This is a genomic window from Pararhizobium gei (assembly GCF_029223885.1).
GTDB lineage: Bacteria > Pseudomonadota > Alphaproteobacteria > Rhizobiales > Rhizobiaceae > Pararhizobium > Pararhizobium gei.
In genome coordinates this window covers 2,727,175-2,741,273 of the sequence record NZ_CP119409.1, presented here as the reverse complement: position 1 = coordinate 2,741,273, position 14,099 = coordinate 2,727,175, and the positions used below count along the sequence as shown (strand labels likewise).

Sequence of the window (14,099 nt, the reverse complement as noted above, 5' to 3'; positions counted from 1 at the left end):
GGCGAACATTCAGGCGCGGAACAGCTTCCACCGGGTGGGGCGGAAGGCGATACGCGATCGTTCGGACGTGGCTTTTTCCGGCGGCAGTTCGATCTCGACCTTGCTGTGGCCGGTGCCGATGGCAAGCTCGACATGCCGCGTGCCGGCAACGCGCCGCGTTACAGTGACGATGCCTGCGATGCAGCCGCCGCAGCCATCCAGAAGCTCGATGTCGTGCGGTCTAAAATAGAGTTGCGCCGGGCCGTCCGGCTCCCCTTGAGCGCTGACGCCGATCGACCGGTCGTCGAGCCATAACTGGCTGTTTTCGACCCGCACCGGCAGGATATTCGACTGGCCGATAAAGCCGAAGACGAAGGGAGAGTTGGGCGTATCGTAGATCTCGTCGGGTGTTCCAATCTGCTCGATGCTGCCTTTGCTCATGACAACGACGCGGTCGGCAAGTTCCAGTGCCTCGTCCTGATCATGCGTCACAAAGACGGTGGTGTGGCCAGTCTGGTCGTGGATTTCCCGCAACCAGCGCCGCAACTCCTTGCGCACCTGCGCATCGAGCGCGCCGAAGGGTTCGTCCAGAAGCAGGACATTCGGCTCGACAGCCATGGCGCGAGCAAGGGCGACCCGCTGGCGCTGACCGCCCGAAAGCTGTGCCGGATAGCGTTTATCCAGTCCGCTCAACTGCACGAGGTCGAGCAGTTCCAGCGAACGTTTGCGGATATCGGCTTTCGAAGGACGGCGGTCGGCCGACCGGATCGACAGACCAAAGGATACGTTATCGAGCACCGTCATGTGGCGGAACAAGGCATAGTGCTGGAACACGAAGCCGATATTGCGCTCCTGCACCGTCTTGCGCGACGCGTCCTCGTTGCCGAAATAGACCGTGCCGTCGGTCGGGCTTTCCAGACCGGCAATCAGCCTCAGCAGCGTCGTTTTGCCGGAGCCGGAGGGGCCGAGCAGCGCGATCAGTTCGCCGGAACGGATGTCGAGCGACACGTCGTTCAGTGCGGGAAAACGGCCGAATTCCTTGCGTATGTTTTGAACGCGGACTTCCATCGTGACTTAACCTTTCAATGCCGGCGGCTGGCTGCGATCTGGGCGCTGTACTTCATTTCAAGCAGCGATTTCAGAACGAGAGTGACGAGCGCCAGCAGGGCGAGAAGCGTTGCGACCGCAAAGGCAGCAACGAAATTATATTCGTTGTAAAGTATTTCGACCTGGAGCGGCATGGTGTTCGTCAAGCCGCGAATATGGCCGGAGACCACCGAAACGGCCCCGAACTCGCCCATCGCGCGCGCATTGCACAACAGGACGCCGTAAAGCAGGCCCCATTTGATGTTCGGCAAGGTTACGTACCAGAATGTCTGCCAGCCGCTGGCGCCGAGCGATAGCGCCGCCTCCTCGTCACTTGTCCCCTGTTCCTGCATCAAAGGGATCAACTCCCGGGCAACGAAGGGAAACGTGACGAACACGGTCGCGAGCACGATGCCCGGCACGGCAAACAGGATCTGGATGCCATAGCTTTGCAGCCAGGGGCCGAGAAGACTGTGGGAGCCGAACAGAAGAATGAACACCAGACCCGAAATGACCGGCGAAACCGAGAAGGGCAGGTCGATCAGCGTTGTCAGGAAAGCCTTTCCCTTGAACTCGAACTTGGCGATCGCCCATGCCGCCGCAATGCCGAAGACAAGGTTCAGCGGCACGGCAATCACAGCCACGAGCAGCGTCAGCTTGATCGCGGACAGGGTTTCCGCGTCGGCGAGAACGGTCAGGAACTCGCCCGGACCCTTGCGCATCGCTTCCGTGAACACCGCCGCCATCGGCAGCACGAGAAAAAGTCCCACATAGCCGAGGGCAAGCCCGATCAGACAGTAACGTGCAAAGCGGCTTTCGGACGTCGCGACGCGGACCATTTCCGTATTGCCGTTTCCACGGTGGGTAGAAGAGGCGTCATGCGCCATAGCCGTACCTCCTTCTGCTCCAGGCTTGAATCACATTGATGATCAACAGCATGGCGAAGGAAATAACCAGCATCACGGCTGCAATGGCGGTGGCTGCGGGGTAGTTGAATTCCTCAAGCCGGATAACGATCAGAAGCGGCGCGATTTCCGAGACATAGGGAAGGTTGCCGGCAATGAAGATGACGGAGCCGTATTCGCCGACGCCACGGGCGAAAGCCAACGCAAATCCCGTGAGCACCGCGGGAGCAAGCCCCGGCAGCAGAACGCGGCTGATGGTCTGGAAGCGATTGGCGCCCAGCGTTGCGGCTGCTTCTTCCACTTCGCGATCGATTTCCTCCATGATCGGCTGCACGGTGCGGACCACGAAAGGCAACCCGACAAAAATGAGCGCAAATATGATGCCAAGGGGCGTGAAGGCGATCTTGATGCCGAGCGGTTCCAGAAGACTGCCGATCCAGCCGTTCGGTGCATAGAGCGCCGTCAGCGCGATGCCGGCAACGGCCGTCGGCAGTGCGAAGGGGAGATCCACCATTGCATCAACGATGCGTTTGCCAGGAAAGCGGTATCGAACGAGCACCCAAGCCAGAATGACGCCGAAGACGACATTGACAAGAGCCGCCGCGAAGGCGGTGCCGAAGCTGATCTTGAGGGCGTTGATGGTCCGCTGGTCGGTCGCCAGCTGAAAAAACGTGGTCCACCCAAGAGCGCTCGAGCGCCAGGCGAGACCTGAAAGCGGAATGAGGATGATGAGAGTGAGCCATGACAAAGTAACGCCGAGCGCCAATCCGAATCCCGGAATGACGCTCGGCTGTCTGAATTGCCACAGCGAAGCTGTGCGTGCGGTCATTAAGTCTTATTGCCCCGGCTTGTAGATCTGGTCGAACAGGCCACCATCTCCGAAAAATTTCGGCTGAGCTTCCTTCCATCCGCCGAATTCGTCAATAGTCGTCAGCTTCACATCGGCAAAACGCTTGATGTCGTCCGGATCGGCCGCTTCGGGCCTGAATGGGCGATAGTAGTGTTTTGCCGCGATCTTCTGTCCGGCATCCGAATAGAGATATTGCAGATAGGCTTCCGCGACCTTGCGCGTTCCCTTCGCATCGACATTCCCATCGACGAGAGCCACCGGAGGCTCAGCCTTGATCGAAATGGATGGCGTTACTATGTCGAAGTTGTCGGGACCGAGTTCTTCCAGCGACAGATAGGCTTCGTTTTCCCAGGCGAGGAGGACGTCGCCCAGACCGCGTTGTACAAAGGTCGTGGTCGCGCCACGTGCACCGGTATCGAGCACCGGAACATGCTTGAACAACTGCGACACATAGTCTTGCGCTTTTGTATCGTCTCCGCCGTTGGCGGCACGTGCCCAGGCCCAGGCCGCCAGGAAGTTCCAGCGGGCACCGCCCGAGGTTTTCGGGTTCGGCGTAATGACCTGAATGTCGTCCTTCACCAGGTCGCCCCAGTCCTTGATGCCTTTGGGGTTGCCCTTGCGAACCAGGAAGACGATCGTCGAGGTATAGGGCGCGCTGTTGTTTTCTAATTTGGTCTTCCAATCGGCCGGAATTTTGCCCGTGCCCTTGGCGATCGCGTCAATATCGGCTTCAAGCGCCAGCGTCACGACATCGGCTTCCAACCCGTCGATGACGGCGCGGGCCTGTTTGCCGGATCCGCCATGCGAGGTCTGGATCGTCACCGTCTCGCCCGTGTCCGTCTTCCATTTCTCAGCGAAGGCCGCGTTGAAATCCTTGTAAAGCTCGCGGGTCGGATCATAGGAGACGTTCAGCAGGGTGGCGTCGGCAAAGGCGAAACCCGTTCCGCCCATCTGGATACCGCTGGCCAGAAGCGCCACCGTCAATATCTTCATAAAGCGTTTCTTACGCATGTCCTGCCCTCCGTTGTTAGCTGGCTTAGTCTACCTATTAAGTCGAACATTATAACGCAAAGTTTTTCCTTCGATATGACGGCCAGAGAAAGTCTTGCCCTCGTTACCGGAAAAGCGGAAATCCTTTGCCTTCATTATCCAATTGCCTTGATCAACCCAGATTGCAACTTCCATCGTAGCAGGTCTTGATCCTGTGATGACGAGCGAAGAGCCAGCGTTTCTCTCAGCTCTCCGGGCATTCGAAAAATTGCCGATCTGAGGCTTGGTCACATTGTATACGGAGCTTGGGAGCCGAATACCTCAATTTTGCCATCCGGCACTGCGAGGGCATTCGCCACTCGGCCGCTTTCTGAACCGTGGCGAGGTTCGACCGGCATTCCTCGGCGGCGGAACGCATTCCGTCTCAGCCGGGCTCGCGCTTTCGAATGCGAAGAAAAGCCGCCAATGCCGGGAAACGTTTTTGCATGCCGTGGCGCCTGATATTATGCCACTGCCGAAATGGGGCTGTCACCCGGTTCTTGCGGGAAAGCGGTCGGTGAAAGGAAATGTCGTTGCCGATGATGTCTAAACTGGCTGGTATGCTTCTGTCTTTGCTTCTTGTTGCCGCCGCGCCGGCACTGGCACAGCAGTCTGCCGTAAATGCGACACAGCAACCGGCTGCGGACGCTGCGAGCCCCGAGGTGCAGACGACCGAGCAGCTCGAGGCGGCACGCAAGCAGCTGGCGCGTTTCGCCGAGCTGGCCGCCGCCGCACAAGATGACGACAACCGGCTGGCGGAACTGAAGGTCGAGATCGATGCCATCGGCAAACAGATCATCGGCATCTCCGTCGCAAGCCGTCCCCGGCTCGATCAGATCAAGGCGCGTCTGACGGAGCTCGGTGAACCGCCCGCCGAGGGGGCGCCACCAGAGGCCGATGTGGTGGCAGAGGAGCGCAAGCGTCTCGCCGCGGAGCGCGGCGCGATCAACGCTCTGACGGGCACAGCCGAAGAACTGTCGATTCAATCGACGAAACTGTCGAACGGCATCACGGCGGCGCGACGCGCACTCTTCAGCAACACGCTGCTGAAATATACAGGTATCGACCGGTCCGTCATGACCGAGGCCATGGCTGCGATCACCCTGGAGCGGCAGGCCCTGTCCCGAACGCTTGGCAGCTGGCTTTCCTTCGCCTGGAACTTCAAGAGACTGCAGCTGCTTACGGCGCTTTTCCTGTCGCTTTGCGCGGCACTCGTTCTGCTGGCCGGCACGCGCAAGGTCTTTGCGCCGCTCATCCACCGGGCGATCCGCAAGGAGGCTCCCGGTTACATCACCCGTTTGTCCGTCGCATTCTGGTCGACGATGATCCCGACCATGTCGATGGCGGCCTTTGCCGTCACCAGCTATTTCTTTCTGCAGACCTTCAATGTGCTGCGGCTCGATATCGCGCCCATCGTTTCGGCATCGCTCGCCGTCTGCATCGCTCTGATTTTCGTCACCACACTGGCCCAGGCGGTGTTTGCGCCGCGGGAAAGCGGCTGGCGGCTCGTGCGGGTGTCGGATCGTGGCGCGCGCCAGCTGGTGTTCGCGATCTTTGCCATGGCGCTGGTGAACGTGCTGGACTACCTTGCAGGCACGATCAGCGAGGTTCTTGGCTCGCCCGTCGTGCTCACCGTTGTCAAGAGCCTGATCGCATCCGTCATCACCGGTCTCATCCTGATGGCGATGGCGCTTATCAGGCCGATCGTGCCGGCCGGCGAATCGCTGAGCAGCCGCGGTCTGCCGTGGCCACGCGGCGGCTCGGTCCTCTTCGTGGTCACCGGCGCCGCTCTGATCATTGCCGCGCTGTCCGGTTATGTCGGGCTTGCCCGTTTCGTCGCAACGCAGATCGTCATGACCGGCGCAATCCTGGTGACGATGTATATCGGCATTCTCACCGGCAAGGCGGTCGCAAAGCAAAACGCGCTCTCCGATACCGTAGTCGGACGCTATCTGCAGCGGCGCTTCCGGATGGAGCAGGTGGGTCTCGATCAGGCCGGATTGGCCGCCGGCCTCGGCATCTACGCGTTTGTGGTGCTGTTTTTCATTCCGCTGGTTCTCCTGCAGTGGGGTTTCCAGATTGCCGATATCCAAGCTTGGACCTTCCGCATCTTCACGGAGATCAAGATCGGCAGCATTTCGATCTCGATCACGGGCATCATTGCCGGCATCTTGTTGTTTGCTGCGGGATTCGTCATTACGCGCTGGTTCCAGCGCTGGCTCGACGGCAGCGTCATGGCGCGCAGCCGCGTCGATCCCGGCGTGCGCAATTCGGTGCGCACCGGCGTTGGGTATCTCGGGCTGGGTCTCGCGGGCCTGATCGGCATTTCTGCGGCCGGGCTTGATTTGTCCAATCTCGCGCTGGTCGCCGGCGCTCTTTCGCTCGGCGTCGGTTTCGGCCTGCAGAACATCGTTTCGAACTTCGTCTCGGGTCTGATCCTGCTTGTCGAACGGCCGTTCAAGGTCGGCGACTGGGTGGTGACCGGTACGACCGAAGGCTTCGTCCGGCGTATTTCAGTACGGGCAACGGAAATCGAAACCTTCCAACGCCAGACGATCATGGTGCCGAACTCGCTGTTCATTAACGCTTCGGTCGGAAACTGGACGCATCGCAACAAGCTCGGCCGGTCGGATATCGCCGTGACGGTCGGTTACGACACGGCGCCGCGCCAGGTGATGGATGCGCTGCTTGAGATTGCCGCTGCGCACCCGATGGTCTTGAAAAACCCGGAACCTCAGGCAGTCTTCACGGCGTTCGGGGAGGCGACGATGACATTCGAACTTCGCGTCTTTCTCGCCGATATCGTCAATGGAAACGGCGTTCGAAACGATCTCAGGCTTTCGATCTACGAGCGCTTCCGTGACGAGGAGATCGGTGCGCCGTTCTTCAAGAAGGAGGAGCTTGAGCCGGTGCCGCCGCCGCCCGGACCGGAGACGGACGCATTGACGCTGGAGCCGCAGGTCTTGGCAAAGGCCCCCGAAGAGGAAGAGCGGCCAGTGGAATTGGAGACCGTCAAGCGCGGCGGAACCCAGCGCCGCCCGCGCAGGGTGAGCGTCGAGCCCGCAAACGAAAAGGCTTGAACTTTCACCCGATTGCGGGCGAAGCCTTTTCCGGATTTTATAGCGCGCGCACGGCTGGTCGTGCAGCATGATGATAATGTCGTAGACAGGCTCTGGTCCCTGCACGCCAAGCTTTAAACTCCGTTTCAGTCTTCAATCAGGGTCGCATGCAATGGCAGAATTTCCTCAAAAGGCGAAGGTCGTAATCATCGGCCTCGGCGGCATCGTCGGTGCCTCCATCGCCCATCATCTGATCGAGCGCGGCTGGGACGATATTGTCGGTATCGACAAATCGGGCATTCCGACGGATATCGGCTCGACAGCGCATGCGTCCGACTTCTGCTACACGACCAGCCATGACTATCTCTCGGTCTGGACCACCCAGTATTCGATCGATTTCTTCGAAAAGATGGGCCACTACGCCCGCATCGGCGGGCTGGAAGTGGTTCGCACCGGCGATGACACCTGGATGGAAGAAATCAAGCGCAAGCTGTCCTCCGCCAAGGCCTTCGGCACGCGCGCCCATTATGTTTCGCCTTCCGAGATCAAGGCGATGTTCCCGCTGATCGAGGAAGATCAGGTGATGGGCGGCATGTTCGATCCCGATGCCGGCCTCGTCGTTCCGCGCTCGCAGACGGTTGCCGGCAAGCTGGTCGATGCCGCCGAGAAATCCGGCAAGCTGCAGATCTTCGGCAATACGCCGGCAAAGTCGCTGATCGTCGAAGGCGGCCGCATCAAGGGCGTCGTCACCCATCGCGGCACGATCATGGCCGACCACGTCATCGTCTGCGCCGGTATCTGGGGTCGCCTGATCGCCGAAATGGTTGGCGAGGATCTTCCGGTCATGCCGGTCGATCATCCGCTGACCTTTTTCGGCCCGTACAACGAGTTCGAAGGCACCGGCAAGGAAATCGGCTTTCCGCTTTTGCGCGACCAGGGCAACTCGGCCTATATGCGCGATACCGGCGATCCGAAGACGACCGAGGGTGGCCAGATCGAATGGGGCTATTACGAGCAGACCAATCCGCGCCTCTGCCATCCGCGCGACATTCTCGAGAAACACGAGGCCCGTCTCTCGCCGTCGCAGCGCGACCTCGACATGGAGCAGATCCTCGAGCCACTCGAAAAGGCCATGGAACTGACGCCGATACTTGGCGAACTCGGCTATAATGAAGGCCATTCCTTCAATGGCCTGTTGCAGGTTTCTGCCGCCGGCGGCCCGTCCTGCGGCGAGAGCCAAAAGGTACGTGGACTCTGGTACTGCGTCGCCATCTGGGTCAAGGATGGACCCGGCTACGGCAAGCTCATCGCCGACTGGATGACCGATGGCCGCACGGAGATCGACCACAATTCGATCGACTATGCCCGTTTCTATCCGCACCAGTTGACCGAAGACTTCATCGAGAACCGCTGCTACGAGGCTGCCCAGAAGATTTACTTCCCGGCCGTTCACACCCGCGAACCCTATGCCTCGAGCCGCGGCGTCAAGCGCTCGCCGTTCCATGAACGCGAGAAGGAACTCGGCGGATATTTCATGGAACTTGGCGGCTGGGAGCGTGCGCACGGCTATGCTGCCAACGAGCACCTTCTGGAGAAATACGGCGACAAGGTTCCGGTTCGCGAGAACGAGTGGGATAACCGCCATTTCTGGCGCGTTTCCAACGCCGAGCACCTGGCGATGAGCGAGGATTGCGGCATCGTCAACCTGTCGCATTTCCACATGGTGGATATCGAAGGCCCGGATCATGTGGAACTGCTCGAATGGCTCTGTGCTGCCAAAATCGGCGGCGACGGCAATATCGGCAAGGGCATCTACACCCACTTCCTCGACGACGAGGGCATGGTGCGGGCCGACTTCACCATCATCCGCATGGCCGACCGTTGCCGGCTGATCAACGGGGCGGATGCCGGGCCGCGCGACTTCCACTATATGAAGCGCGTGGCCGAGGATCGCGGTCTCGACGTCACTATTACTGATGTCACTGAAAAGTTCATCACCATCGGCATCTGGGGGCCGAACGCCCGCGACACGTTGAAAAAGGTCGTTGCCAATCCTGATGGCCTCGACCCGGAAAACTTTGCTTTTGCCCAGATCAAGCAGATCGAGATCGGCGGCAAGCCGGTCACCGCCTTCCGCATCTCCTATGTCGGCGAGCAGGGCTGGGAACTGCATATGAAATACGAGGATGGCCTTGCCGTCTGGGACACGCTGCGTTCCACCGGCGTCATGGCGTTTGGGGTCGAGACCTATGCAAACTCGCGCCGCATGGAAAAGAGCCTGCGCCTGCAGAATGCCGACCTGCTCACGCAGTACAACCTGATCGAGGCAGACCTCGCACGCCCCAAGGTCAAGGAAGCCGATTTCCGCGGCAAGGCGAAACACCTGGAGTACAAAGCGCGGGAACACCAGCCGGCCATGCTCTGCACGCTGGTGATGACCGAAAATACCGACAGCAAGGGTGTGAAGCGTTATCCGGTCGGTTCGATGCCGGTCATGGACCCGGACACCCGCGAGGTTCTGATCGACGAACTCGGCCGCCGGTCTTACACGACCTCGGTCGCCTACGGCCCGACGATCGGGAAGAACATTGCGCTGGCCTATCTTCCCTGGGCCTATTGTCAGGCGGGCCGCAAGCTGGCCGTGGAATATTTCGGCGAGACTTATCCGGTCGAAGTCACGGGTGTCGGCTACAAGCCCTTGTACGATCCGGACAATACCAAGCCGCGGAGCTAGAAACCAAACGCCACCGTCAAGTCGATTGCGGCGGTGGCGCTCATCAATTCCAGTCTTATCAGACCGCGATCAACGCCAAATATTCAGCCTCTATTCAGCCGCCTGACGATATGTATCATGCAGTTCTGCCGCATGCGCTACGCTGGCGTCGGAACGAACTGACGCCTCGTCTCGTCCGGGCAGATCGCCCGGAACCGCGCGGCATACAAGGGGCGGCGCACGGCGCCGAAGGGCCATGAAAACATTCGCAAGTGCCTGTGTTCTCAGCGTCATTGCTGCTTTTCCCGCATGGTCGGCAACGGTGACCAACAAGGACGGCGAAACGGCCGTTCTCGTCGTCGTTGAAGGCGAGAACCGCATGGAAATCGCGATCGGTGCAGGGGGAACGGATTCGCTTTGCCCGAGCGGCTGCTTCATCACCACGCCCAGCGGCGACCGCGTCGGCCTTCAGGGCGACGAAACGATCGAAATCGTCAAAGGTTCGGCTGTCTTCAAGTAGGATTGCTGCCTGAGAGGGATCACAAGCCTGTTCGCCGCCGCCGTTTCCCAGTCACGCGAAGCTCTGCGATGCCGGTCGTATTTCAGCATTCGGTTAACGACTGGGAAAACCTTTCTGCGTAGCTTCGTCTCCGAGTACAATTCTTTTCAGATAGGCGAGCAATGTCATTTTTTGGCGTGTCCGGAATGTATTATTCCGGTGAATCCTTGCAGCATCACCGTATCGTGCTTGCCGAAGATTCCAATCTCTTTTCCTCAATGGTCTCCAAGCGGCTGAAGGAACTCCTGGATATCGACGTCATCGTTTGCCGAGACTATGAGGATCTGCAGTTTTCGGTCGAGAACGCGTCCTTTCCGGCGAAGCTCGCGATTTCGAACATCAACCTGCCCGGCGCCGAAAACGGGGAGGCGCTCACCTATCTCATCGACATGAGCGTCCCGACGATCGTCTTTACCGGCACGTTCCAGGAAAGCACGCGTGAAACGATCCTGGCCAAGGAGATCGTTGACTATGTCATCAAGGACAGCGTTTTCGCCGTGGATATGCTGGCGGAATCCGTCTGCCGGTTTCTGACCAATCACCGGCATCATGTTCTGATCGTCGATGACAGCCCGACGGCACGGGCCTTGCTGACAACGCGGCTGAAGCGTTTCAACTTTCGCACCAGTTCGGCTGAAAGCGGTGCTGCAGCGCTGGAGATCCTGAAGAAAAATCCGGATATCGGTCTCGTGATCACCGACTACAATATGCCTGATATAGACGGATTCGAACTGACACGGCGCATTCGTAGCGCCTATGGTCCCCACCAGTTGCGGATCATCGGCGTGTCGTCCTCTGATAACCGGCTGTTGTCGGCCAGGTTTCTGAAAGCTGGCGGTAATGATTTCATGCTGCGGCCCTTTGTAAACGAGGAGTTCTACTGCCGTGTCAACCAGAACCTCGACACGCTGACGAGGATCCAGACGCTAAGCACGAAGGTTGCAGCAACCGCGAAACGGTAAGCGAAACCTCCGCCGAGAGCGGATTTCGCTATGTGTTGTGATCGTTAAGAGAATTGCAATTTTAAGTAGAGTAAATGGCGGATGCAAACATTATGGCGGTTTGGCTGAGAAACTGACGTGTTGTGTAATTGGTTGGAGAGCCAGCGCTGCCATCGGCATCGCCTGCGCTCACATGGAGTGGCAGGGACGTGAGCTTTCGCAGGCAGCCTGAGCGAGGGGGCAATGTGCAGAAGCATTCGGGAAAGCGAATGCTTCTCGTCGAGGACTCGCGCATGTTCGCGACGGTCTTGACGCATGGCCTGGAAACCACCCATGGCCTTTCCGTCATTCACTGCTCGTCGCTGGCATCTCTTCGCCTGGCTGTTGAGAGTGGAATTGTCTTCTCCCTGGCCGTTCTCGATCTCAATCTGCCCGACGCACCCAATTGTGAAGCTCTCGACTATGTCCTTGACCAGGGAATTGCCGCCATCGTCTTTACCGCCTCGTTCAACGACGATACGCACAAAGACGTTCTGTCGCGTCCTGTCGTCGACTGTGTCATCAAAAATCGGCCGGATTCAATCACGCAACTGATCTCGGTGGTCGATCGCGCGATGACCAACTCGCTTACTCATATCCTGTTGGCGGATTCCGAAGATGCGTCCCGCAGGGAGATTTACGCCCTTCTTCGCCGGCAGCGGTTCATGGTCACAGAGGCGTTGAGCGGCGCAGACGCCCTTCAAATGCTCGATGCGGGTGAAACGATTGATATCGTGCTTTGCGACATCGCACTATGCGATATGACGGCCTGCACTCTGCTGCGCGAAATCCGCCAGCGTTACTGTGAAGATGACCTCAGCGTCGTGGCGATGGCGCCCTCGGCGGACGGCATTCAAGCCGGACGATTTCTGCATGCTGGCGGCACGGAGTTCATCCAGAAGCCGTTTTGCGTCGAGGAATTCAATGGGCGCCTGTTTCAGGTCGCCAATCTGCAGAAGCGCCTTCAGTCGCTCCACAGCATTGCCGCCCGCGACTATCTTACCGGAATCTACAATAGACGACATTTTTTCCAGCACGGGCCGAGGATGGTGGATCAGTGCCTGCGGCGCGGAGAAACGACGTCGATTGCCGTCGTTGATATCGATCACTTCAAGCGCTTGAACGATACCTATGGGCATGAAGTGGGCGATCTGGTTCTGAAAGCGGTGGCGGAGCGATTGCGTGGCATGATCGACGAGGAGCATTTGCTGGCTCGTCTGGGCGGCGAGGAGTTTGGCATTCTCTTCAATGAATTAAGCGTTGCGAAGGCAAGCGAGTTCTGTGAAGTTATCCGCCACGACATCGGCTGCACCAAGCTTGTCGCCGATGGCGAAGAATTGTCGATCACGATCTCAATCGGCGTCGCCACCATCGAAGGTCCTGAAACCTTTGACAACTATTTGAATGCCGCCGATCAGTTTCTTTACATGGCCAAACATGGCGGGCGAAACCGCATCGTCTCTGAAATGACGGCGCTCAAGGCTCTTGCTTCCTGACGTAACCTTTCACGTCGTCATTGCGTCGAGACCTTTAGCGCGCAGCCTGAAGTGTCAGCTTCCGCTCGGCGCGCTCCTGTTGAGGAGATCGGTTATAGAGTTCCCTGTAACACTTGGAAAAGTGCGAGGCGGACACGAAGCCACAGGCGACCGCGACTTCCACGACAGGCATGGCCGATTGCACGAGCAGATGCCGGGCTCGATCCAGACGTATCTCCAAATAGTAACGGGCAGGGGAGCGGCCCATTTCCTGGCGGAACAGGCGCTCGATCTGGCGGCGGGATAGACCGGCGCTGTCGGCAATGTCGAGCAGCGACAGTGGCTCGGCGAGATTGCCCTCCATCAACTCGATGATTGATAGAACCTTTGCATTCTGCACCCCAAGACGTGCGCGTAACGGCAGGCGCTGGCGATCGTGGGGACCACGTACCCGGTCGGTCAAGGCTTGCTCGCAGACGCGGTTGACGAGATTTTCACCGAAATCCTGGTCGATCAGATTGAGCATCATGTCGAGCGACGCCGTGCCGCCAGCGCAGGTGTAGATATTGCTGTCGATCTCATAGAGGTCGGCGTAGACATCAACCTGCGGGAAGGCCTCCGCGAAGCCCGGAAGGTTTTCCCAATGGATCGCGCAGCGCTTGCCGGTCAAAAGGCCCGCAGTCGCCAACACATGTGCGCCCGTACAGAGGCTGCCGACGGAAACGCCGCGATTGTAAACCTCGCGCAACCAGGCATTGACAGACTTATTGTTGAAATCCTCGACATAGACCCCGGAACAGACCAGCACCATGGAGGGACGGTTTTCGCCGCCGAGAAATTTCCGTTCGTCGGCGAGGGAGCTGTTCACCTCCAGGCCGATACCGCTCGAAGACATGACCTGCGTTCCGTCGACCGATGCCAGGCGCCATGTATAGGCGTCATAGCCCAGCATACGATTGGCGATGCGCAGCGTCTCGATTGCGGCGGCAAAGGGCAGCATGGAAAAATTCGGCACCAGAAAGAAGACGAGGGAGCGTTTCTTGGTCAGTGGCTTGTTCATGACGAGGTTTCCATGCGCCGGAGATGTCGCATTTGTCCCTTGGAGACAAATCTACGGCTTTTCCAATTGCGACATTGGCATGGACTGCAGCGACTGAAAAGAAATAAATCCGGAACATTCAAGAATGAATGGCTGGAAAATAGGCGATTCACCTGAAATTTGCGCAAATTCTTCGCTGATGCAATTTTCGATGTCGCATTTGGCACTTGAACTGTATGTGTCCAAGCGCGTGTGCCGCGCACTCTTTTTGGGTCTTTTGGTGGTGTGCAACCCGGGGCGAGTGATGGGCGATGTCGGAAACAGGCAATAATTGCAACGTCGCAAATGACAAAGGGCATTTCGTACCAACGGTCGAAATGCCCTTTTCATGTTAGTCGGAGATATCCCGGGTGGATACAGCAATC

10 protein-coding genes are annotated in these 14,099 nt (G+C 58.7%); 5 read left to right on the top strand and 5 right to left on the bottom strand.

Annotated elements, in window-relative coordinates; all coding sequences use genetic code 11:
* Positions 1–9: 9 nt before the first annotated feature.
* Genes PY308_RS13380 through PY308_RS13365 form a run of 4 tightly spaced genes read right to left on the bottom strand, consistent with a single transcriptional unit; the run spans position 10 to position 3,813 of the window.
* Positions 10–1,047 carry a sulfate/molybdate ABC transporter ATP-binding protein gene (locus PY308_RS13380; RefSeq protein WP_275783332.1) on the bottom strand — a complete coding sequence of 346 codons (1,038 nt, stop codon included), beginning with the start codon at positions 1,045–1,047 and terminating at the stop codon, positions 10–12.
* A gap of 14 nt (positions 1,048–1,061) precedes the next feature.
* The gene (gene cysW / locus PY308_RS13375) at positions 1,062–1,952 is read right to left on the bottom strand and encodes a sulfate ABC transporter permease subunit CysW (RefSeq protein WP_275783329.1); all 891 of its coding nucleotides are present in this window, start codon (positions 1,950–1,952) and stop codon (positions 1,062–1,064) included.
* On the bottom strand, positions 1,942–2,799 hold the full coding sequence (gene cysT, locus PY308_RS13370; protein WP_275783326.1) for a sulfate ABC transporter permease subunit CysT: 858 nt from the start codon (positions 2,797–2,799) through the stop codon (positions 1,942–1,944). The genes cysW and cysT overlap by 11 nt, the downstream gene beginning before the upstream one ends.
* A 6-nt stretch (positions 2,800–2,805) precedes the next feature.
* A complete protein-coding gene (locus tag PY308_RS13365) occupies positions 2,806–3,813 on the bottom strand; it encodes a sulfate ABC transporter substrate-binding protein (protein ID WP_434064256.1) in 1,008 nt (335 codons plus the stop codon).
* A gap of 575 nt (positions 3,814–4,388) precedes the next feature.
* Between PY308_RS13365 and PY308_RS13360 the strand changes: the two genes are divergently transcribed.
* The 5 genes from PY308_RS13360 (at position 4,389) to PY308_RS13340 (ending at position 12,656) form a co-directional block, all read left to right on the top strand.
* Entirely contained in the window at positions 4,389–6,929 is a 2,541-nt protein-coding gene (locus tag PY308_RS13360) for a mechanosensitive ion channel family protein (RefSeq protein WP_275783320.1), read from the top strand.
* A 151-nt stretch (positions 6,930–7,080) separates the two neighbouring features.
* Positions 7,081–9,642 (top strand): GcvT family protein, encoded by a 2,562-nt coding sequence (locus PY308_RS13355; protein ID WP_275783317.1) that lies wholly within the window; start codon positions 7,081–7,083, stop codon positions 9,640–9,642.
* Between the two features lie 235 nt (positions 9,643–9,877).
* The gene (locus PY308_RS13350) at positions 9,878–10,141 is read left to right on the top strand and encodes a hypothetical protein (protein ID WP_275783314.1); all 264 of its coding nucleotides are present in this window, start codon (positions 9,878–9,880) and stop codon (positions 10,139–10,141) included.
* A gap of 161 nt (positions 10,142–10,302) precedes the next feature.
* Positions 10,303–11,142 (top strand): response regulator, encoded by an 840-nt coding sequence (locus PY308_RS13345; protein ID WP_275783312.1) that lies wholly within the window; start codon positions 10,303–10,305, stop codon positions 11,140–11,142.
* A gap of 248 nt (positions 11,143–11,390) precedes the next feature.
* Positions 11,391–12,656 (top strand): GGDEF domain-containing response regulator, encoded by a 1,266-nt coding sequence (locus PY308_RS13340; RefSeq protein WP_275783310.1) that lies wholly within the window; start codon positions 11,391–11,393, stop codon positions 12,654–12,656.
* Positions 12,657–12,690: 34 nt separating this feature from the next.
* On the opposite strand, the gene PY308_RS13335 is transcribed toward PY308_RS13340, so the two are convergent.
* Positions 12,691–13,695: a GlxA family transcriptional regulator gene (locus PY308_RS13335; RefSeq protein WP_275783307.1), complete on the bottom strand. Its 1,005-nt coding sequence runs from the start codon at positions 13,693–13,695 to the stop codon at positions 12,691–12,693.
* Between the last annotated feature and the right edge of the window lie 404 nt (positions 13,696–14,099).